Below are 20,685 nucleotides of genomic sequence, written 5' to 3'. Positions count from 1 at the left end.
CCGGACCGGCCGTCAGTCCGGCCGCACCACCAGCGCCTGTCGCGCCAGGCGCTGCATCGTGCCGACAAACCGTGCCTGCGACCAGCCGCAGCCGCGGACAAGCTGTTCCCAGTTGTGCAGTGCCAGAAGCGTCCACAAGAGATCGGTCGCCTCGTCCTCGGTCAGCGCCGGCAACAGATCGCCATCCCGGGCCAGCGCGGCCACGGCCGCCGCGCAACCTTCACGCAGCGCCTGCATCCGGCCATCCCAGGCGGCACGCGCCTCGGCATCGCTGTCGCGCATCGCGATCAGCGCCCGACCGACCCCGGCGATCTCCGGAATGTAGTCGGACCAGGCCGCGACAAAGGCGTCCAGCCGGTCCAGCCCGCGTGTCGCGGCCCGGCTGGCGGCAAGCCGTGCATCCACGTCCTTGACCTCGTCCAGATACCTTGTGGTGGCCACCAGAAGATCCGTGCGGCCGGGAAAGTGGAGATACAGAGCCTGCCGGCTGATCCCGGCCGCCTTGGCGATGTCGGACATGCGAACCGGTTTGCCCGCGCCCTGCTCGAGCAGGCGCCATGTCTCCTGCAGGATCCGGGTGCGGGTATCGGCCGGGGGGGATGAGGGACTTGACATGATGTCAAGATGCAGCTAATTGACACGCTGTCAACTTGACATCGTGTAAAGCCGTTCACTCACCGGAAAGGAAATACCCATGAAAGTCATCGTATTCGGAGCCACGGGAACCGTGGGCCGCCTGGCCACAGCCCAGATGCTGGAGGCCGGCCACGACGTGACGGCGTTCGCGCGCCATCCCGAAAACCTGCCGCTGCGGTCCGCGCACCTGACCCTGGCCCAGGGTGACGCGCTGGACGCCGCACGGGTCGAAGAGGCCGTCCGCGGGCACGACGCCGTCGTCATCGCACTGGGCGCCGGCGCGTCGCGGCGCAGCACGATCCGCTCGCGCGGGACGCTGACGATCATCCGCGCCATGCAGGCCACCGGGGTTCGCCGCCTGATCTGCCAGTCCACACTGGGCGCGCATGAAAGCTGGTCCAACCTCAACTTCTTCTGGAAACGCATCATGTTCGGCCTGCTCCTGCGCCCCGTCTTCCTGGATCACGAGTTGCAGGAGCAGCTTGTCCGCGCCAGCGGCCTGAACTGGACCATCGTGCGGCCCAGCGCCTTCACCGACGGGCCGGCCCTGTCGCGGTACAAGGAAGGGTTCGGCCCCGCCTTCCGCAAGCTGTCGCTCAAGATCTCGCGCGCCGACGTGGCCGGGTTTCTGACCCGCCAGCTGGGCGATGCGACCTATCTGCAGCGGGCGGTGGCAATCTCGGACTGAGGTGCCGCCTATTCCAGGCGCCGGCGCACCTGCCGCACGCCCAGCCAGACCAGAAGGACGACCGGCAACGTCAGAAGCGCCAGCAGCATGCCCTTGCTCATCCCGGCGGCACCGGCCGCCGGGCCCAGCAGATATCCCGCCAGCGACACGGCGTAGTAGCTGATCGCCACCACCGACAGGCCCTCGACCGTGTGCTGCAACCGCAGGGCAAGGTCGGCCCGCCGGTCCATGCTCTCCAGCAGCGCCTGGTTCTGGGCGCTGCGTTCCACATCGACCTTGGTCCGCAACAGCTCGGCGCCGCGGATGGCCCGATCCGACAGGCTCTGCAGCCGGCGCTCGGTCGATTTTACCGTTCGCATTGCCGGCTCGTAGCGGCGCATCATGAATTCCGCGAAGGTCTGGCGCCCCTCGAACCGCTCTTCGCGCAGCACCGAGATGCGCTGGTTCACCAACGCCTCATAGGCCCCGGTGGCGCCGAACCGGAACGAGGCCCGGGCGGCGATCGTCTCCAGCTCCGAGGAGGTCGACAACAGCTTGGGCAGCGTCACCTCGGCCGGGGCCGCCTCGCCCGACATTTCGGACATGAGCAGCGTCAGCTGCCGGTCCAGCGAACCGATCTGCGGCGACAGGTCCTTGCAATGGGCAAAGCCCAGCATCGACATCGCCTTGTAGGTCTCGATCTCGCACAGGCGCTGCACGATCCGGCCCACGCGGCGCTTGCCGGTGCCGGCGGCGACGAACAGGGCAAACCGCATGTGCCCGGCCGGATCGATCCGGAAATCCGCCGCCGCAACCGCCGCATCGTCCAGCACACACGCCACGGCCAGGCTTTCGGGCACGAACCAGTCGGCCAGCGCCGCGCGCACCTCGTCGTCCGAGCCGCGGTTCACCACGCGCACCGAGGCCGACGTCACCCGCAACCCCGGCGCGGCGGCCAGCCAGTCCTCGGGGAAGACCTGGAACTCGACCGGATCGAAGGCCCGCTCTCCGACCCCGTCGCTGATCGCCGTGTAGCTGGAGAACTCGGTGTGGCTTTCCCATTTCAGCCGGTGCCGGCCGATCCGGCCCGAGAAATGCGTCGCGCCGGGCGCCGGATGTGCCGTGCCGTGTCGGTCGAGCAGGTCAAGCAGATGCGCGCGTTCGGCGGCATGTTTCTCCTCGGCGCTGCCCTCGGGATGCTTGATCGCCAGATAGACCACGGTGCCCGGGGCCGGCGCCGACGGAAAGGGACGCGCATGCAGCTCGTTGGCCAAGGCATAACGCAGCGGGTGGTCCTGGATCGGCGGCATCGGCGGCTCCTTGCGGTTCGTGTCACTATAGACAACCCGCGGGAAACCGCAATTCCCATTTCAAATCAAATGCTTATTGGAATACCAAGGTATACAGGCCAAAAAAAGCGAACAGGCGGGCCGCGAACGGCCCGCCCTGTCTGCAAGGGTCCGGTTCAGCCCTCGCGGAACCGGCGCGCCGACGGAAGGTAGAGCATCAGCAGGTAATAGCTGAGACCGGCGGGGAGCAGGCTGGCATACCAGCTGACCGCCGAGAAGGTCAGTGCCGCCACCACGCCGATGGCCATCGCAATCAGCGCGGCCGGGTTCATCCCGCGATACGGACCGTCGACATCATAGAGCTTGTCGAGGTCCAACTCCTGCCGGCGAAGCACGTAGTAGTCCACCACCAGGATCGCAAAGATCGGGCCCAGAAAGGCGCTGTAGGTCTGGATGAACAGGCTGAGACCCGCGGCGGATTCATCCTTGACCAGTTCCCAGGGGAAGGTCGCGAAGGCCAGCAGGCCGACCACCACGGCCGAGGTCTTGAACGGCAGCTTGAACACGTCCATCAGTGCATAGGCCGGCGGCACCACGTTGTTGAGGATATTGGTCGTCACCTGGGCGAACGCGATGAAAAGCAGCGTGATGATCAGCAGCGGCTTGTTGTCCACGGCGTTCGAGAACACCTTGATCGGATCGACCTCGCCGGTGGCGCCCGACACCATCAGGCCGATCAGCCCCATGAACAGGGTCGCCGGCAGGATCGAGTTCGCATAGATCGCCACCTGCCGCACCGGGCCGACCTCGTGCCGCAATTCGCGGGAGTAGTCGGACACGTTGAGCATCATGGTCGAGTAGATTCCGAGGAACAGCATGGTCGCACCCCAGAACGGTGCGCCCCAGGTGCCCTCGACATTGATCAGGTTGGCCGAGATCTCTTCGCCATATTTGCCGATCACGCTGACGAACATGTAGACCAGCGACGCGATGATGAAGACCGAGCCGATATTCTCGAGCCACTTGATGCCGTGGAACCCCAGCACCGACAGAAGGATCTGCAGGAACTGGAAGCCGATGAAGAAGACCCAGATGTTGGAATAGCCAAACAGGGTTTCCGACACCAGGTTCAAGGCCCCCGCGCCGATCCAGCTCTGGAAACCGAACCAGACGATCGCGGGCACCGAGCGGACCAGCGCCGGGATCCGTGTGCCGGTGAAGCCGAAGGCCGAGCGCGCCTGCACCATGAAGGGGATGCCGTATTTGTGCCCGGCCCGCCCGTTGATCATCAGCGCCAGCCCGATCACCGTGCAGCCGATGGCGATGGCCAGGAAGACCTGCAGCAGATTCAGCGTTCCGACCAGGCCGGAACCGATGGTGAAGGTGCCGATCGAAACGCAGCCGCCCAGCCAGGCGAACAGGTAGGACCAGGGATCCATGATCCGGGTTTCCTGCGGGGCGAGCGATTCCTCTCCGATGCCCTTGTGGTCGATGATCTCGGGCGCGTGATGCGCCCCCGCCTCCGGGGATGTTCCGGCGGTGTCCGTGATGGTCATGGTCTCCTCCTCCATTCGGCCATGTTACTTTGAATTCGGAACGGCATAAGCGCCGATCTTGCTTGTCTTCAGCCCGGCGCCAACCAGCGCCTCGGCGAATTTTGTGGCGACGGTCACGCCGTCGATCACCGGGATCCCGGTTTCCGCGCTCAGCCACCCAGTCAGGTCGGACATGCCCGCGCAGCCCAGGACCACCGCCTCGCAGCGGTCCTCCTCGATCGCGCGCAGGATCTCGTCGCGGACCAGCAGGCGCGCGTTCGAACCGGGTTCCTCCAGGGCCAGCACCGGGATCGTCGCCGAGCGAACCTTGCGGCACTGGTGGTCCAGCCCGTATTTGCGCACCAGTTCCTCGATCACCGGGACGGTGCGCGGCAGAGTCGTCACCACCGAAAACGATGTGGCGATCATCGATGCGGCCTTGATCCCTGCTTCGCAGATCCCGATCACCGGTCCGGTTGCGAGCTCGCGGCAGGCGCCGATGGCGGGATCGTCGAAACAGGCAACGACGATGGCGTCGGCCGCGGCCTCTTCGGCCGCACGGACCTCGCGCAGCAGGTTGGGCGCGCACATCACCTCGTCGAAATGCCCCTCGATCGAGGCCGGCGCGCCATGCGCGGTGCGACCCTCGACCTGGCACCCGGCCGCCGCGGCGGCCTGCGCAGAGGCAAGGATCTTGTCCGTCATGCTTTGGGTCGAGTTTGGATTGATCACAACAAGCTTCATTTCGGCATCCTCGTTTTGGCGAGATCTTGATACCACAAATTGTTAACAATCTGTTAGAACAATTTTTGATATTTTTTATTTGACCCGGAATCTGTTGTAGGCAATGCCCCGGCGGCTTAGGTTTCCGTCATGGATCGGCCGCAGGAAGACATCATTGTCGAGCACATTCTCGACGCCATCGCGGACCAGCGCCTGCGTGCCGGCACCAAGCTGGCCGAACAGGCGCTGAGCGACTTTTTTTCCTGCAACCGCGCGCATGTACGCCGCGCGCTTGCCACGCTGGCCGCGCATCGCGTGGTCGAGCACAAGCCCAATCGCGGCGCCTTCGTGGCCACTCCGACCCCGGAAGAGGCACGGGACGTGTTTCAGGCCCGCCGCGCCATCGAGACGACCATCGGGCGCAACGCGGTTCGCAACGCGACCCCGGCCGATATCGACCGGCTGCGGACCCATCTGGCCGAGGAACAGACCGCCCGGCAGGGCGGAAACCGGCCGCGGGCGATTCGCCTGTCGCGCGGATTTCACCTTCTGTTGGCGCAGATCGGCCGCAACGCGGTGCTGGCGCATTACCTTGACGAGCTGACGATGCGCACCTCGCTGATCATCGGCCTTTACGGCAGCGGCGGCACGCTCTGCGCCGATGACGAACACGCCCGGATCGTCGACGCCATTGCAGAGGGGAACGAAACCGAGGCCCTGGAACTGCTCGACCGGCACCTGCGGCATATCGAACAGGGCATTGAGTTCCGCGAGACCCGGCCGCAGACGGACATCCTGTCGTCGATCCTGGCGGCCGGAGGCTAGAACGGCGAAAGGGCGCCTCGGGGGCGCCCTTTGCTTGGGTCGTGGCCGGCAGGATCAGTCGATCTGCGGCAGCAGCTTGTCCAGGCTGGCCTTGGCATCGCCGTAGAACATCCGCGTGTTCTCCTTGAAGAACAGCGGGTTCTCGATCCCGGAATAGCCGGTGCCCTGCCCGCGCTTGCTGACGAATACCTGCTTGGCCTTCCACACCTCCAGCACCGGCATCCCGGCGATGGGGCTGTTGGGGTCGTCCTGGGCTGCCGGGTTCACGATGTCGTTCGAGCCGATCACGATGGCCACGTCGGTGGACGGGAAATCGTCGTTGATCTCGTCCATCTCCATCACGATGTCATAGGGCACCTTGGCCTCGGCCAGCAGCACGTTCATGTGCCCCGGCAGACGACCGGCGACCGGGTGGATGGCGAACCGCACATCCTTGCCCTGCGCGCGCAGCTTCTTGACCAGATCGCTCACCGCGCCCTGGGCCTGCGCCACCGCCATGCCGTAGCCGGGCACGATGATCACGCTGTCGGCCTCGTTCAGCGCCGCGGCGACACCATCGGCCTCGATCGCGACCATCTCGCCGTCGACCTCCATCTGCGGGCCCGAGGTGCCGCCGAAGCCGCCCAGGATCACGCTGACGAAATGCCGGTTCATCGCCTTGCACATGATATAGCTGAGGATCGCACCGGACGAGCCGACCAGGGCACCCACCACGATCAGCAGGTCGTTGCCGAGGGTGAAGCCGATGGCGGCGGCGGCCCAGCCCGAGTAGCTGTTGAGCATCGACACCACGACCGGCATGTCCGCCCCGCCGATGCCCATGATCAGGTGATAGCCGATGAAGAGCGCCAGCAGGGTGATCACGATCAGCCACAGCATCGCCGGCCCGGCGCCCGCCACGTAGAGGATCGCCAGCAGCAGCGAGCCCGCAGCGGCGGCGGCGTTCAGCATGTGCCCGCCGGGCAGCTGCGAAGGCTTGCCGTCGATCTTGCCGGCCAGCTTGCCGAAGGCCACGACCGAGCCGGTGAAGGTCACCGCGCCGATGAACACGCCCAGAACGACCTCGATCTGCAGCATGTTCAGCTCGGCCGGCGTCTTGTGGGTCAGAACCTCGGCAAAGCCGCGAAACACCTCTCCGGTGTTGTCGCGCAGCGCACGGGTGACGCGCGCCAGCTCGATCTGGGCGTTGAAGCCCACGAAGACCGCGGCCAGGCCGACCAGCGAGTGCATGGCGGCCACAAGCTGCGGCATTTCCGTCATCTGCACCCGCTGGGCAATGACCCAGCCGGCGGCGCCGCCGATGCCGACCAGCAGCAGCGACAGGAACCAGTTGCCCGAACCGGGGCCCATCAGGGTGGCGATGACGGCAAGCGCCATGCCGACGATGCCATACCATACGGCCCGTTTCGCGCTTTCCTGCCCGCTCAGCCCGCCCAGGGCGAGGATGAACAGAATGGCGGCGACCACATAGGCTGCGGTGGTGAATCCGAAATCCATCATCCCCTCCTTACGATTTCTGGAACATGGCCAGCATCCGGCGCGTCACCAGGAAGCCGCCGAATATGTTGACCCCGGCCATCAGCACCGACAGCGCGGCCAGGAGCAGGACCAGCCAATTGCCCGACCCGATCTGCATCAAGGCGCCAACGATGATGATCGACGAGATCGCGTTGGTGATCGCCATCAGCGGCGTGTGCAGGCTGTGGCTGACATTCCAGATCACCTGGAAGCCCACGAACACGGCCAGCACGAAAACGATGAAATGCGACATGAAGCTTGCCGGCGCCACCGCACCCACGAGCAGCAGCGCAAGGCCGCCCGCCGTCAGCATCGTCACCTGGCTCTTGGTCTGCGCCTTGAACTCGGCCAGCTCCTTGGCCTTGCGCTCTTCCGGCGTCAGCTCCTTGGGCTTTTCCTGCGGTTTGGCCGCGATCGCGGCCACCTTGGGCGGCGGCGGCGGAAAGGTGATCTCGCCCTGATAGGCCACCGTGGCGCCGCGGATCACGTCATCGTCCATGTTGTGGTTGATCTGACCGTCCTTGTCGGGGGTCAGGTCGGTCATCATGTGACGGATGTTGGTGGCATAGAGCGTCGAGGACTGCGTCGCCATGCGGCTGGGGAAGTCGGTATAGCCGATGATGGTCACGCCGTTGTCGGTCACGATCTTCTCGTCCGGCACGGTCAGCTTGCAGTTGCCGCCCTTCTCGGCGGCCAGATCGACGATCACGCTGCCGGGCTTCATGGCCTTCACCATGTCCTCGGTCCACAGTTCGGGCGCCTCGCGGTTGGGGATCAGCGCCGTTGTGATGACGATGTCCATCTCGGGGGCCAGTTCACGGAACTTGGCCAGCTGCGCCTCGCGGAACTCGGGGCTGGACACGCTGGCATAGCCGCCGGTGGCCGATCCGTCCTGCTGCTGCTCCTCGAAATCCAGATAAACGAACTCGGCGCCCATCGATTCCACCTGCTCGGCCACTTCGGGGCGCACGTCGAAGGCATAGGTCATAGCACCCAGCGAGGTCGAGGTGCCGATAGCGGCCAGCCCCGCCACGCCGGCACCCACGATCAGGACTTTCGCCGGCGGAACCTTGCCCGCCGCCGTCACCTGCCCGGTGAAGAAGCGGCCGAAATTGTTGCCCGCCTCGATCACCGCGCGGTAGCCCGCGATATTGGCCATCGAGCTGAGCGCGTCCATCTTCTGCGCCCGGCTGATGCGCGGCACCATCTCCATGGCGATCACGTTCGCGCCCTTGGACTTGGCCAGTTCCAGGCCGTCCTCGTTGGCACCGGGATTGAAGAACGAGATCAGCGTCTTGTCCCTGGTCAGCCGCTTGAGCTCGGTTTCGGTCGGGATTCGGACCTTGGCGATGATGTCGGCCGCCTTCCAGAGCGCCGCGGCGGTCTTGACGATCTCGACTCCCGCCTCCTTGTAGGTGGCATCGGAAAAGCCCGCCGCCGCACCCGCGCCGGTTTCGATCACGCAATCATAACCCAGTTTCTGCAACTGCTTGGCCGAATCCGGCGTCATCGCGACGCGCGCCTCGCCCTCGAGTATTTCCTTCGGTGTGCCGATCTTCACCTTTCGGGTCCCCTCTGTTGTGGTCCTCAAGCGACTGCGGGACGAACATCTCCGCAAGCCATTCCCCTATATCGCGCAAGATCATTTCGCAAGCGCAGCAAGTCCGCGACGTCTAAACCCAACGGCGCGTCTTGCGTTCATAGCGCGCGAAATCGGCGCGAAAGGTCCGACGCAGCCGGTCCTCCTCGGGCAGGATGAACCGGCGCTCTATGACCCAGACGAAGACCGGCACCAGGGCCAGCGACAGCACCGCGTCGAACCGCAGGACCAGCCCGGCCAGGATCAGCGCATCGCCCAGATAGATCGGGTTGCGCGAGCGTTTGTAGATGCCGCTCTGGACCAGCCGGTCGGGCGTCTGGTGCGGCACGATCGTCGTTCGGTGGCGGCGAAGCTCGACCGCCGCCAGCAGGATCGCCAGCACACCGCCGCCCACCAGCACCCCGCCCAGGAGGTCGGTGACGGCACCGTCCAGGCTCAGCCCGAGCGGCAGATGCCGAGCCTGCAGCCAGGCCAGGGTGATGAAACCCGCCAGCCAGACCGGCGGCATGTCGATCCATTTCACAGCTTTTCCCTCGTCGCTTCTTGTCGCGGGGCCATACCACGCCGTCCGGCGCCTGCCGCCACGGTATAGCGCCGCACCCCCGTGTCCGGCTTGCCTCGCGCGCCTCAACCGCTAGGCTGCGGCAAAACGGGAAAGGAACAGCCATGACACTCAGCGGCAAACACGCATTGGTCACCGGCGGCGGCACCGGGATCGGACTGGCCATCGCCCAGGCGCTGGCCGCCGAGGGCGCCGAGGTGACGATCACCGGGCGCCGTCAGCAGGTTCTGGACGACGTTGCCGGTGACGGCATCACCGGAATGGTGATGGACGTGCGCGACGAGGACAACGTGACCGAAGCCATTGCCAGTGCCGTCGCCGCGCGTGGCCCGGTGCAGATCTGCGTCGCCAATGCCGGGATTGCCGTGGGCAAGACCCTGCAGAAGACCGACATGACGCTCTGGCGCGATATCATGGCCACCAATCTCGACGGCGCGTTCCTGACCATCCGCGAGAGTCTGCGGTCGATGCTGGAGACCGACTGGGGCCGGGTGATCAGCGTGGCTTCGATCGCCGGGCTGCGCGGGGCGGCCGGTGCGGGGGCCTATGCCGCGTCGAAACACGGGGTGGTCGGGTTGACCCGCACCTATTCCGAAGAGTTTTTGGGCAAGCCCTACACCTTCAACGCGCTCTGCCCCGGCTATGTCGACACGCCCATCGTCGCCCGCAACAAGGTGGCCATCGCCGAAAAGACGGGCCTGAGCGAGACCGAGGCGCTGCACGCCATGGTCAGCGCCAACCGCCACAAGCGCCTGATCACACCCGACGAGGTTGCCGCCGCCGCGCTCTGGCTGGTGCGCCCCGGTTCGGCCAGCATCAACGGCCAGTGCATCGAGATCGCCGGCGGCCACGTCTGACGGCTCAGCCCGCCTGTAGCCCGCCGCCGATCAGTTTCGCCAGCTGCGCCACGCGCTGCTGGTATTCGCCATATCCCGGCGCGCTGGACTTGATCCCCTTGAGCGCGGCGGTCATCGTCGCGGCAACCGCATCCGGCGGCCCCGGCAGATGCACCCGCCCGGCCTCGGCCTGCGCCGCCAGCCAGTCCGCATAGAGACCGCGCAGCCGCGCCTCGCCATCCTGGGCGATGTCCGGCGCGGTTGTCGTGCCGGCGTCCAGCAGTTCCATCCCGTGCGGCGATGTCAGCATCGCCTCGACGATCCCGCCGCCCTGCGCCTTGAAGGCACCGGCCAGAACCTCGGCGACCGGTCCGTCGCAGGAGAGCGCCTCGGCCACGCATTCGGCCGCGTCGTCGTAGTAATACTGCGCCAGGCTGCGAAAGATGTCTTCCTTGTTGCGGTAGTGCAGGTAGAGCGCCGGACGGGACATTCCCGCGCCGCGTGCTATGTCATCCATCGACGTCTTGCGAAACCCATAGGTGGCAAAGGCGGTCCAGGCGGATTTCAGGATCGCCTTCTGCTTGGGATCGGTGCCGAGATCTTTCATGGCCAACAGTCCTGACAGTTCGGCCAGAAAATGTCAATTGACATACTGACACTTCATGCTCATTATGTCAGAAGCCAAGCCAGCGGAGTGACGCGCCATGCCAACATCCCTGACCATCAACGGATCCTCCCACACCGTCGACCTGCCTGACGAGGTGCCCCTGCTGTGGGTGCTGCGCGACGAGATCGGCCTGACCGGCACAAAGTTCGGCTGCGGGGTCGCCGCCTGCGGCGCCTGCACCGTGCAGATCGACGGCGAGGCGGTGCGCAGCTGCCAGGTCGCGCTCGGCGATGTCTGGGGCGAGGTGACGACCATCGAAGGGCTCGGCACGCCGGATGCGATGAACAAGATCCAGCAGGCCTGGGTCGAGCATCAGGTGGCGCAATGTGGCTATTGCCAGTCGGGCCAGATCATGCAGGCCGCCGCGCTGCTGGCCGAGAACCCGTCGCCCTCGGATGACGAGATCGACGAGGCGATGGCCGGCAACCTCTGCCGCTGCGGCACCTACCCCCGTATCCGTGCCGCGATCCACACCGCCGCCGGCAACCTGAAGGAGGCCTGAGCCATGGCCAGCATCGGAAAAATCGCCCGCCGCACCTTTCTGATCGGCTCTGCCGCCATTGTCGGCGGCGTGGCATTCGGTGTCTACTACGTCCGCCGTCCCGCCCCCAACCCGCTGGAGCCCGCCGAGGGTGAGGCGGCGCTCAACCCCTTCGTGCTGATCGACCGGCAGGGCGTGACCCTCTTCGCCCCGCGCGCCGAGATGGGCCAGGGGGTCAAGACCACCTGGGCGGCGCTGATCGCCGAGGAGCTGGACGTGGAACTCGATCAGGTGCGCGTACTGCACGGCCCCGCGGCGGCCGCCTACTACAACTCGGCGATGATCGGCGAGGGGCTGCCCAACAAGGGCTATGACATCTCGGATTTCCAGCACAATGTCGGCCAGGCGCTCGGCGAGATCGGCAAGGTGCTGAGCCTGCACGTGACCGGCGGCTCGACCTCGATGAAGGACGGGTTCGAGCGGATGCGCGAGGCCGGGGCCACCGCCCGCGAGACGCTGAAGGAGGCCGCGGCGCAGCGGCTCGGGGTCGACCGCGCCAGCCTGACAACCGTCGCGGGCAAGGTTGTCGCCCCCGATGGCACCGAGATCCCTTATCCCGAGCTGGCCGAGGCCGCCGCGCAGATCGACCCGCCCGAAGCCACGCTGCGCGATCCCGGCCAGTGGCGCTATCTCGGCAAGCACGTGCCGCGGGTGGACATGGTCGGGAAATCCACCGGCACCGCCGAATTCGGCATCGATGTGCGCCTGCCGGAGATGAAGTTCGCCAGTGTGCGGATGAACCCGCGGCTGGGCGGCGGTATGAAGGGCTTTGACGCCAGTGCCGCCGAGGCCATGCCGGGCGTGGAAACGGTCGTCGACCTGGATGGCGGCGTGGCGGTGATCGCCAGCAACACCTGGCTGGCGATGCAGGCGGTCGACGCCATCGAGGTCGAGTGGGACGAGGCGCCCTATCCGCCCGAGACCGACGCGCTGTTCGAGAGGATCGCGGCGGCCTTCGACACCGACGCCAACTCGACCATGCGCGACGACGGCGATGTCTCGACGCTTCCCGAAGGCGCAACCGAGATCACCGCTGAATACCGTCTGCCCTATCTTGCGCATGCCACGATGGAGCCGATGAACGGCACTGCTATCTATTCGGGTGGTCGGGTCGAGTTCTGGGGCGGCAACCAGGCGCCCACCTTCACCCGCGACAAGATCGCCGAGACCGCCGGGCTGGATTCCGACGCGGTCGATGTCCACACCACCTATATGGGCGGCGGCTTCGGCCGGCGTGGCGAGTTCGACTTTGCCGTGATCGCCGCCAAGGTCGCCATGGCCGTGCCCGGCACCCCGGTCCAGACCACCTGGAGCCGGGAAGAGGACATGCGCCACGATTTCTACCGCCCCGGCGCGATGGCGCGAATGCGCGGCGCGGTCAAGGACGGCAAGGCGGTCCTGCTGGACGGGCAGATCGCGGCGCAGTCGGCGCTGTTTCAGGCGATGGGCCGGCTGGGGGTGCCGTCGGGCGGTCCCGACAAGGTTCTGGTCGAGGGCGCCTTCAACCAGCCCTATGCCATCCCCAACTACCGCATTCGCGGCCATGTGGCCGATCTGGCGGTGCCCGTGGGGTTCTGGCGGTCCGTGGGCAACAGTTTCAACGGGTTTTTCCACGACACTTTCCTTGACGAAATGGCACATTTGGCCGGGGTGGATCCGCTGGAATTCCGCCTGGAGCATATGAAAACCGAACATCCACCCTCGGCCGGCTGCCTGGAGGCCGTGCGCGACATGTCAGGCTGGACCGGCAAGACGCCGGATGACGTCGGGCGCGGCGTGGGCTTCACCTATTCCTTCGGAACGCCGGTGGCGCAGATCATCGAGGTCGTCGACGAAGACAGCACCATCCGCATCAGCAAAGCCTGGATCGCCTGTGACATGGGCCTTGCACTGGATCCCGGCACGGTCGAGGCGCAGATGGTAAGCGGCATGGTTTATGGCCTGTCCGCGGCCTGTTTCGGCGAGATCACATATGCCGGCGGCGAGGTCGAGCAGGGCAATTTCCCCGACTACGAAGTGCTGCGGATGCACACGGCGCCGGTGACCGAAGTGCGCGTGCTGGAAACCAATCGCCACATGGGCGGTGCCGGAGAGCCGGGCACCCCGCCGGCGATGCCGGCGCTGGGCAATGCGCTGTTCGATCTGACCGGACGCCGCGCGCGGACCCTTCCGCTGAACCGCGAGTTCGACCTGTTGATCTGACCCCTCGCGGCGGTCAGGGCCGGCGGGGCATCACCCCGTCCGCCGCAGCCCGCCGCCACCGCAGCCGGCCCATTCGCGCACCGCATCGCCAAAGGCCTGGAAGAGGGGGCGCGAGACCGGATCGTTGGCCGCGTCCCATTCCGGGTGCCATTGCACCGACAGAGTGAAGCCCGGCGCGTCGCGCACATACATCGCCTCGGGCGTGCCGTCCCTGGCGGTGCCGTCGATCTCGATGCCCGCACCGGGCGTATTGATGCCCTGCCCGTGCAGGGTATTGGTCATTACCTCACGGGCGCCGAACAACCGGTGGAACACACCATCCTCGCGGAGCGTGACGACATGGCGCAACGCGAATTTCTCCTCCAGTGTGCCGTCGGGCGGCATCCGGTGGTTCATCCGCCCCGGCAGATCCCGGATTTCGGGATAGAGAGTGCCGCCCAGCGCGACATTGACCTCCTGAAAGCCCCGGCAGATCCCCAGGAACGGCTGCCCCCGCTCGACGCAGGCCCGCACCAGCGGCAGGGTGATCGCATCGCGGGCGCGGTCGAACTCGCCATGCGCGGTGGTCGCGGCCTCGCCATATTCCTCAGGGTGCACGTTGGGCCGCCCGCCGGTCAGGACAAAACCGTCGCAGGTCTCGAGCAACTCGTCCACGGACACGAAACGCGGGTCGCTGGGGATGAGCATGGGCAGGCAGCCCGAGACATTGGCCACCGCGTCCGAGTTCATCGTCCCGCCCGCATGGGTCGGGTACTGGTCGTTCATCAGGTAGGAATTTCCGATGATCCCCACGACTGGCCGTTTCATTCCAACCCCTTCATATTTCGCCCGTCGCCAGAGGATCACGCAAAACGGCGGTCGAGTGCAAGCACCTCAATGGACCGAGGCGGCGCACCGCTTCCAGAAAACATCGAATCCGCTCCACAAAAACTCCACAATCATGCGTATTAACCTTGCCCCGGGAAACAGTTCCGGGGATCACGGATGACCGATCTTTCCATCCAGTCCGGCCGACAGGCGGCCCGGTCCGGCAAGCCGCCCGCGCTGACGCGCATCGAGGGCGGGTTGGCCGTGCTGGTCGGCGCGCTTGCCGCGACCTGCGTGACGGTTGCGGCGTTAACCGGTCAGCAGGTGCACTGGTCCAGCTTTGCCGCGGGCGCAGTGCCGGCGCTGGGGCTGATGCTGGTGGGCATCTATGCACGGGTCCAGGCCGGACGCCCGCAACTGGCGCTGCTCGCCATCGCCAACAGCCTTTACCTCGCCTTCACGGCCGTCACGACCCTGTTGATCTATCTGCGGTTCCCGGTGACCTCGCCGGTGCTCGACCCGATGCTGATCGAGATCGACGCGATGCTGGGATATTCCTGGCCGGGATTTGTCGAGACCGTAGCAGCCTGGCCCACCATCGCCTGGCTGCTGGGCTGGATCTACCTCAGTTCGCTGGTTCAGCTGCTTGTTCTGGTTGGGTATCTCGCATTGACCAACCGTCCGCGCGCGCTCAGTGGCGCGTTGCTGACCGGCAGTCTCAGCCTGGTGCTGACCACCGCGATCTGGTGGATCGCCCCCAGCGTCGGGCCGGCCGCCTTTTTCGACATCCCCCAGGACACGCAGGCCGCCATGGGGCTTGTGACGGATGGCGCCTACGGGGCCTATCTGCGCGATCTGGTTCAGCACGGGCTTCCGGTCATCCGCGCCCAGGACATCGTCGGCACGATCGCCTTTCCGTCCTATCACACGGTAATGGCCCTGCTGGTGGTCTGGTATCTGCGCGGCACCCGCCTGTTCTGGCCGGCGCTGGCGGTCAATGCGGCGATGATGCCCGCGATCCTGTCGCATGGCGGGCATCACCTGGTCGATGTCGCCGGCGGTTTTGCCGTGTTCGGCGTGGCCGCCTGGGCCTCTAACTGCATCCTGCGCCGCTGGGGGCCATCGCCCGCCGAGGACTGAACGCGGTCATCCGGGCCGGCTGGCCTTCAACTCCAGCCTGCGGGCGTGCAAAACCGGCTCGGTATAGCCCGAGGGCTGCACCCGCCCCTTGAACACCAGGTCGCACGCGGCCTGAAAGGCGATCCCGTCAAAGCCCGGCGCCATCGGGCGATAGGTCGGATCCTCTGCATTCTGCCCGTCCACAACCGCCGCCATCCGCTGCATGGCCGCCATCACATCCTCTTGCGAGACGACGCCGTGATGCAACCAGTTGGCGATGTGCTGGGCCGAGATGCGGCAGGTTGCACGATCCTCCATCAGGCCGACATCGTTGATGTCGGGCACCTTGGAACAGCCCACGCCCTGGTCGATCCAGCGCACGACATAGCCCAGGATGCCCTGCGCATTGTTCTCGACCTCGCGCCGGATCTGTTCGGGCGACCATTTGCGGAACGCGGCCAGCGGAATGTCGAGGATGCCGTCCACATGCGCCCGCCGCCCGCCGGCCTTGAGCGCATCCTGCACCGCGAACACATCCACCTTGTGATAGTGCAGCGCGTGCAGCGTTGCCGCCGTGGGGCTGGGCACCCAGGCGCAATTGGCGCCGGACTTGGGATGCTCGATCTTGGATTCCAGCATCGCCGCCATGCGGTCGGGCATCGCCCACATGCCCTTGCCGATCTGGGCCCGGCCCTGCAACCCGCATTCCAGCCCGATATCCACGTTCAGGTTTTCATACGCACCGATCCAGGCCTTGCGCTTGATGAAATCCTTGCGGCTGAACGGCCCGGCCTCCATCGAAGTGTGGATCTCGTCGCCGGTGCGGTCCAGGAAGCCGGTGTTGATGAAGACCACGCGGGATTTCGCGGCGCGGATGCATTCCTTGAGGTTGACCGAGGTGCGTCGCTCCTCGTCCATGATGCCGATCTTCACGGTGTTGCGCGGCAGGCCGAGGATGTCCTCGACCATGTCGAAAATGCGCACGGCAAACGCCACCTCTTCGGGGCCGTGCATCTTGGGCTTGACCACATAGACCGACCCGTGCACCGAGTTGCCGCCGTCGCGCGCCAGGTCGTGCTTGGCGATGGCCACCGTCACCAGCGCATCCATCAGCCCCTCGAAGATCTCGTTTCCGTGCGCGTCCAGAACGGCCGGGTTGGTCATCAGGTGGCCCACGTTGCGCACCAGCATCAGCGCCCGGCCCTTCAGCGTCGCGGCGGCGCCGTTCGGGGTGGTATAGGCGATGTCGTCGGCCAGGCGCCGGGTGATCGTGCGGCCGCCCTTCTCGACCTCTTCGGTCAGGTCGCCCTTCATCAGGCCCAGCCAGTTGGAATAGGCCTGCACCTTGTCCTCGGCATCGACGCAGGCCACGGAATCCTCGCAATCCATGATCGCCGACATCGCACTTTCCAGCCGCACATCGGCCAGCAGCGCCTGGTCGCGGCTGCCGATCGGATGCGCGCGGTCAAAGACCAGCTCCACATGCAGCCCGTGATTGCGCAGGATGACCGAGTCCGGTGCACGCGGATCGCCGCGGTAGCCGGCGAACTTCTCGGGGTCGTCAAGCGGCAGATCGTCCACCAGCAACGCGCTGTCCCGCACGTGATAGCGCCGCGCATCCGCATGGCTGATGCCGGCGATCGGAAATGCCTCGTCGAGGAACACGCGCGACCACGCCACCACGCGCGCTCCCCGGCCCCGGTCGTAGCCGCCCGCCGGCGGCGCGCTGCCCAGCGCGTCGGTGCCGTAGAGGCTGTCATAGAGGCTGCCCCAGCGCGCGTTGGCGGCGTTCAGCGCGTAGCGCGCATTGGTGATCGGAACCACCAGCTGCGGGCCGGGAACCTGCGCGATCTCGGGATCCACATTGGCGGTGTCGATCTCGAAGTCATCGCCCTCGGGCAGCAGATACCCGATCTCGGCCAGGAACGCCTTGTAGGCCTCGGCGTCATGCGGCCGGTCCCGGTGTTTCACATGCCAGGCGTCGATCTGCGACTGCAGCCGGTCGCGGGTGTCCAGAAGCGCCCGGTTCTCGGGTCCCAACTCCGCCACCATGCGCGCCAGCCCGGCCCAGAAGTCTTGGGCCTCCACATCCGTGCCGGCAAGCGCCCGATCTTCGATGAAATTCGCCAGCTCCGCGGCCACTTGCAGCCCGCTCCGCTCGACCCTGTCGCCCATGTCCCGCTCCGAATTGTGTGCCACTGTATGCACCGTCCTAGACGAGGCGCGCGAGGGCGGCAACGTCACACCTGTCAGGTTCGGCAAAACTCACTTTCAGGAAAATCCTGATAACCATTGGCAAGCGCCGTTCAATCCGTGGCGGAATCCGCCGCGGGCAACGGCTCGCTGCTGCCGGCTTCGTCCACCCCAGGGTCCGCGCCGAACCCGAATACGCCGAAGCCGATCGCACCAACGGCGAGGACCGCCACGATGATCGCCAGCAGCGACGGGCGGTGGCGTTTGACTTGCTTGTCGATGTCGTTGTCGGACGCAGACATGGGTTCTCCTTGCCTCTGGTTTTCGGTCCCGGCGGGCGGCTTGTAGCCCGTTGCCCGCATCTCTAGGGTGCAGCTAGTTTGACCCTTTCCCTCTTCAAGGTGACCAGATGCGCGATGCCGCCCCGACGACGATCTACCTCAAGGACTATGCCCCGTTCGGCTATTTGGTGGACGAGATCAGCCTGACGTTCGACCTTGCGCCCAATGCGACCCGCGTCCATTCGCGCATCGCGTTCCGCCCCAATCCCGACGCCACCGATCGGACCTTCTTCCTGCATGGCGAGCAGCTGAGCCTGATTTCGGCCCGCATCGACGACCAGCCGGTCGAACCCGAGGTCACGGAAAAGGGGCTCACCTGCAAGGTGCCCGACGGCCCCTTCACCTGGGAGACCGAGGTCGAGATCGACCCGTCCGGCAACACCGCGCTGGAGGGGCTTTACATGTCCAATGGCATGTATTGCACGCAATGCGAGGCCGAGGGGTTCCGCAAGATCACCTATTACCCCGACCGACCGGACGTGATGGGCGTCTTTTCCGTTCGGATCAACGGCGACCTGCCGGTGCTGCTGTCCAACGGCAACCCGGTGGACAGTGGCGAAGGTTTTGCGGAATGGCATGACCCTTGGCCGAAACCGGCCTATCTCTTTGCGCTGGTCGCCGGGGACCTGGTGGCCCATTCGGACAGGTTCACCACCGTTTCGGGGCGCGATGTTGCGTTGAATCTTTATGTTCGGCCGGGCGACGAGGGCAAATGTGCCTTCGGCATGGAGGCGCTGAAGAAGTCGATGAAATGGGACGAGGATGTCTATGGCCGCGAATACGACCTGGACGTGTTCAACATCGTCGCGGTCGACGACTTCAACATGGGCGCGATGGAGAACAAGGGGCTGAACATCTTCAACTCCTCGGCGGTTCTGGCCAGTCCCGAAACCTCGACCGACGCCAATTTCGAACGCATCGAGGCGATCATCGCGCATGAGTATTTCCACAACTGGACAGGCAACCGGATCACCTGCCGCGACTGGTTCCAGCTGTGCCTGAAAGAGGGGCTGACGGTGTTCCGCGACGCCCAGTTCACCGCCGACATGCGCAGCGCGGCGGTCAAGCGCATCGAGGACGTGATAGACCTGCGCGCGCGCCAGTTCCCCGAGGACAACGGCCCGCTGGCGCATCCGGTGCGGCCCGAGAGTTTTCAGGAAATCAACAATTTCTACACCGCCACGGTCTATGAGAAGGGAGCCGAGGTGATCGGCATTCTCAAGCGGCTCGTGGGCGACCGCGCCTATGCCGAGGCGCTGGATCTCTACTTTGCGCGCCATGACGGTCAGGCCTGCACCATCGAGGACTGGCTGGCCGTGTTCGAAGAGGTCACGGGGCGCGATCTGTCCCAGTTCAAACGCTGGTATTCCGATGCCGGAACGCCGCGCGTCTCGGTCCAGGAGGACTGGGACGGGTCCACCTACACGCTGACGCTTTCGCAACAGACACCGCCGACACCGGGCCAGCCCGACAAGCCGCCCCGGGTGATCCCGGTGGCGGTGGGCCTGCTGGGTCCGAACGGGGACGAACTGCGCCCGACCGAGATGCTCGAACTGACCGAGGCGCGGCAGAGCTTCCGCTTCGACGGCCTGCCTTCGAAGCCGGTGCCGTCGATCCTGCGCGAGTTCTCGGCCCCCGTGATCCTGGACCGGGACAGCCCGACCAGCGAACGGGCGTTCCTGCTGGCCCATGACACCGACCCGTTCAACCGCTGGGAGGCCGGCCGCAGCCTGGCCCGCGACACGGTGCTGGCGATGGCCGTGGACGGTGCGGCGCCGAATGCCAGCTATCTCGACGGGATCCACGCGGTTCTGCGCGATGACACGCTGGATCCGGCCTATCGCGCGCTGATGGCCGGCCTGCCCGGGCAGTCGGAACTGGCCGGCACGCTGCATGAACGCGGCATCACGCCCGACCCGATGGCGATCTACCAAGCCTGCGAGGATCTGCGCCAGGCGCTGGCCGAGACATGCCGGGACATGCTGCCGCGCCTGCATGCCGACACCAGGGTCGACGCGCCCTATGCGCCGGATGCCGAGCAATCGGGCAAGCGCGCGCTGGCCGGAACGGCGCTGGCGCTGATCACGCGGCTGGATGGCGGCGAGTTGGCGGCCGAGGAATATGCCGCCGCCGACAACATGACGCTGCAACTGACCGCGCTTGCCGCGCTGCTGCACGCCGGCAAGGGCGAGACCCAGCTGTCGCAGTTCCACGACCAGTGGCGCGATGACCGGCTTGTGATGGACAAGTGGTTCGGCCTGCAGGTCTCCATGGCCAAGCCCGACCGAGCGGCCCAGGTGGCGCAGGCATTGACCCAGCATGCCGATTTCAACTGGAAGAACCCCAATCGGTTCCGTGCCGTGATGGGGGCGCTGGCCACGAACCATGCCGGGTTCCATCACGCGTCGGGCGCGGCCTATGCGCTGTTGGCCGACTGGCTGATCCGGCTGGACCCGGTCAACCCGCAGACCACCGCGCGCATGTTCACCGCCTTCCAGACCTGGCGGCGCTACGATGCCGACCGTCAGGCCCTGATCGCGGCACAGCTGGACCGCATCGCCGCCACGCCGGACCTGTCGCCGGACAGCACCGAGATGATCGCCCGCATCCGAGGGGGCTGACCG

18 protein-coding genes are annotated in these 20,685 nt (G+C 66.1%); 7 read left to right on the top strand and 11 right to left on the bottom strand.

Features of this window, described 5'->3' with window-relative positions; translation table 11 throughout:
- Nucleotides 1-12: 12 nt before the first annotated feature.
- A complete protein-coding gene (locus BMX57_RS04360; protein ID WP_092362885.1) occupies nucleotides 13-615 on the bottom strand; it encodes a TetR/AcrR family transcriptional regulator in 603 nt (200 codons plus the stop codon).
- A 79-nt stretch (nucleotides 616-694) separates the two neighbouring features.
- On the opposite strand from BMX57_RS04360, the gene BMX57_RS04355 reads away from it, so the two are divergent.
- Nucleotides 695-1,324: an NAD(P)-dependent oxidoreductase gene (locus BMX57_RS04355; RefSeq protein ID WP_092362883.1), complete on the top strand. Its 630-nt coding sequence runs from the start codon at nucleotides 695-697 to the stop codon at nucleotides 1,322-1,324.
- Between the two features lie 8 nt (nucleotides 1,325-1,332).
- Here BMX57_RS04355 and BMX57_RS04350 read toward each other — a convergent pair whose 3' ends face one another.
- From BMX57_RS04350 to BMX57_RS04340, 3 genes are all read right to left on the bottom strand, one after another.
- Nucleotides 1,333-2,613 (bottom strand): DUF3422 family protein, encoded by a 1,281-nt coding sequence (locus BMX57_RS04350; protein WP_092362882.1) that lies wholly within the window; start codon nucleotides 2,611-2,613, stop codon nucleotides 1,333-1,335.
- Nucleotides 2,614-2,768: 155 nt separating this feature from the next.
- Nucleotides 2,769-4,148, bottom strand: a complete 1,380-nt coding sequence (locus tag BMX57_RS04345) for an NCS1 family transporter (protein ID WP_092362880.1) — start codon at nucleotides 4,146-4,148, stop codon at nucleotides 2,769-2,771.
- A gap of 24 nt (nucleotides 4,149-4,172) precedes the next feature.
- A complete protein-coding gene (locus tag BMX57_RS04340) occupies nucleotides 4,173-4,871 on the bottom strand; it encodes an aspartate/glutamate racemase family protein (RefSeq protein ID WP_092362878.1) in 699 nt (232 codons plus the stop codon).
- A 129-nt stretch (nucleotides 4,872-5,000) separates the two neighbouring features.
- Between BMX57_RS04340 and BMX57_RS04335 the strand changes: the two genes are divergently transcribed.
- Nucleotides 5,001-5,675 carry a GntR family transcriptional regulator gene (locus BMX57_RS04335; protein WP_092362876.1) on the top strand — a complete coding sequence of 225 codons (675 nt, stop codon included), beginning with the start codon at nucleotides 5,001-5,003 and terminating at the stop codon, nucleotides 5,673-5,675.
- A gap of 54 nt (nucleotides 5,676-5,729) precedes the next feature.
- Here the strand turns inward: BMX57_RS04335 and BMX57_RS04330 are convergent, their stop codons facing one another.
- From BMX57_RS04330 to BMX57_RS04320, 3 genes are all read right to left on the bottom strand, one after another.
- Nucleotides 5,730-7,172, bottom strand: a complete 1,443-nt coding sequence (locus BMX57_RS04330; RefSeq protein ID WP_092362874.1) for an NAD(P)(+) transhydrogenase (Re/Si-specific) subunit beta — start codon at nucleotides 7,170-7,172, stop codon at nucleotides 5,730-5,732.
- A gap of 10 nt (nucleotides 7,173-7,182) precedes the next feature.
- Complete coding sequence (locus BMX57_RS04325; RefSeq protein ID WP_092362872.1) at nucleotides 7,183-8,754, bottom strand: Re/Si-specific NAD(P)(+) transhydrogenase subunit alpha; 1,572 nt, start codon at nucleotides 8,752-8,754, stop codon at nucleotides 7,183-7,185.
- Between the two features lie 112 nt (nucleotides 8,755-8,866).
- Entirely contained in the window at nucleotides 8,867-9,316 is a 450-nt protein-coding gene (locus BMX57_RS04320) for a methyltransferase family protein (protein ID WP_092362870.1), read from the bottom strand.
- A gap of 143 nt (nucleotides 9,317-9,459) precedes the next feature.
- Between BMX57_RS04320 and BMX57_RS04315 the strand changes: the two genes are divergently transcribed.
- Nucleotides 9,460-10,212: an SDR family NAD(P)-dependent oxidoreductase gene (locus BMX57_RS04315; protein ID WP_092362868.1), complete on the top strand. Its 753-nt coding sequence runs from the start codon at nucleotides 9,460-9,462 to the stop codon at nucleotides 10,210-10,212.
- Nucleotides 10,213-10,216: 4 nt separating this feature from the next.
- Here the strand turns inward: BMX57_RS04315 and BMX57_RS04310 are convergent, their stop codons facing one another.
- Nucleotides 10,217-10,798, bottom strand: a complete 582-nt coding sequence (locus BMX57_RS04310; RefSeq protein WP_092362866.1) for a TetR/AcrR family transcriptional regulator — start codon at nucleotides 10,796-10,798, stop codon at nucleotides 10,217-10,219.
- Nucleotides 10,799-10,895: 97 nt separating this feature from the next.
- Here BMX57_RS04310 and BMX57_RS04305 point away from each other — a divergent pair, with 97 nt between their 5' ends.
- Together BMX57_RS04305 and BMX57_RS04300 are read left to right on the top strand one after the other, a co-directional pair.
- Entirely contained in the window at nucleotides 10,896-11,360 is a 465-nt protein-coding gene (locus BMX57_RS04305; protein ID WP_092362864.1) for a (2Fe-2S)-binding protein, read from the top strand.
- A 3-nt stretch (nucleotides 11,361-11,363) separates the two neighbouring features.
- The gene (locus BMX57_RS04300) at nucleotides 11,364-13,601 is read left to right on the top strand and encodes a xanthine dehydrogenase family protein molybdopterin-binding subunit (protein WP_092362862.1); all 2,238 of its coding nucleotides are present in this window, start codon (nucleotides 11,364-11,366) and stop codon (nucleotides 13,599-13,601) included.
- Nucleotides 13,602-13,631: 30 nt separating this feature from the next.
- Here the strand turns inward: BMX57_RS04300 and BMX57_RS04295 are convergent, their stop codons facing one another.
- Nucleotides 13,632-14,408, bottom strand: coding sequence for a gamma-glutamyl-gamma-aminobutyrate hydrolase family protein (locus BMX57_RS04295; protein WP_092362860.1), 777 nt, complete (start codon nucleotides 14,406-14,408; stop codon nucleotides 13,632-13,634).
- 177 nt (nucleotides 14,409-14,585) lie between these two features.
- Between BMX57_RS04295 and BMX57_RS04290 the strand changes: the two genes are divergently transcribed.
- Nucleotides 14,586-15,548, top strand: a complete 963-nt coding sequence (locus BMX57_RS04290; protein WP_092362858.1) for a phosphatase PAP2 family protein — start codon at nucleotides 14,586-14,588, stop codon at nucleotides 15,546-15,548.
- Nucleotides 15,549-15,554: 6 nt separating this feature from the next.
- Here BMX57_RS04290 and BMX57_RS04285 read toward each other — a convergent pair whose 3' ends face one another.
- Both BMX57_RS04285 and BMX57_RS04280 read right to left on the bottom strand, forming a co-directional pair.
- On the bottom strand, nucleotides 15,555-17,702 hold the full coding sequence (locus BMX57_RS04285) for a malate synthase G (protein WP_092362856.1): 2,148 nt from the start codon (nucleotides 17,700-17,702) through the stop codon (nucleotides 15,555-15,557).
- 131 nt (nucleotides 17,703-17,833) lie between these two features.
- Nucleotides 17,834-18,022, bottom strand: coding sequence for a hypothetical protein (locus BMX57_RS04280; RefSeq protein WP_092362854.1), 189 nt, complete (start codon nucleotides 18,020-18,022; stop codon nucleotides 17,834-17,836).
- Between the two features lie 107 nt (nucleotides 18,023-18,129).
- Between BMX57_RS04280 and pepN the strand changes: the two genes are divergently transcribed.
- Nucleotides 18,130-20,682, top strand: coding sequence for an aminopeptidase N (gene pepN, locus BMX57_RS04275; RefSeq protein ID WP_092362852.1), 2,553 nt, complete (start codon nucleotides 18,130-18,132; stop codon nucleotides 20,680-20,682).
- The last annotated feature ends 3 nt before the right edge of the window (nucleotides 20,683-20,685 follow it).

It is taken from the genome of Cribrihabitans marinus, assembly GCF_900109035.1.
Classification (GTDB): Bacteria; Pseudomonadota; Alphaproteobacteria; order Rhodobacterales; family Rhodobacteraceae; genus Cribrihabitans; species Cribrihabitans marinus.
This window is presented reverse-complemented; position numbering and strand designations above follow the sequence as displayed.